At 44.5% G+C, this 532-nt stretch carries 2 protein-coding genes and 1 pseudogene; all 3 read right to left on the bottom strand.

Features of this window, described 5'->3' with window-relative positions; genetic code table 11:
- Positions 1-172 (bottom strand): carboxymuconolactone decarboxylase family protein (locus R7P74_RS28965; RefSeq protein ID WP_336624125.1); only part of this gene is annotated, 172 nt, incomplete at its 3' end.
- 37 nt (positions 173-209) lie between these two features.
- Positions 210-344, bottom strand: a complete 135-nt coding sequence (locus tag R7P74_RS28960) for a hypothetical protein (protein WP_005477452.1) — start codon at positions 342-344, stop codon at positions 210-212.
- A gap of 34 nt (positions 345-378) precedes the next feature.
- Positions 379-532: pseudogene (locus R7P74_RS28955) on the bottom strand (cupin domain-containing protein); the annotation flags it as partial.

Here is a 532-nt window from a genome sequence, read left to right as displayed (position 1 = left end):
TTTCTTTAATCTCATTGATCGTTAAGCCGCTTTCTAAACCATCATTCAGGCTAATAATGAGTTTTTCTACGTCACCGCTTGCGGTGAAAGCCGCGATTGGAACGATGGCTCGTTCTTTATTACTCAATTTATCTGTTGCAAAAGCAGGCATAACAGCGGATATCGTTGTCATAGTCAGTACCCAAATTAATATGGACTTAATTGAAGTTTTAATTGCGATCATCGTCAGAACCTTCCGTTGGTTGACCACATGCCGAAGCGACTTGAGGAGCCATAAAAGCGACACCAATGAGCGCAATCTTTACGCTCATGTAAGTTTGATATTTACTTGGCTTGCCTGTCATTGTCAGATCTCCGACGTCCTAAGTTAGCGTTCAATTAGCCAAGCTCTGCGTACTCTTCGTCCGTCACGGGTTCACACCACTCATTGCTTGCTCCTTCAGCGGGTATTTCTATTGCTACATGTGAAAACCAGCTGTCTTTAGCTGCGCCATGCCAATGCTTAGTGCCAGGCGCAATATGTACGACGTCG

It is taken from the genome of Vibrio sp. 2033 (assembly GCF_033339735.1).
Note: the sequence above shows the minus strand (reverse complement) of the source record. Positions and strands in the feature narration are given on the sequence as shown.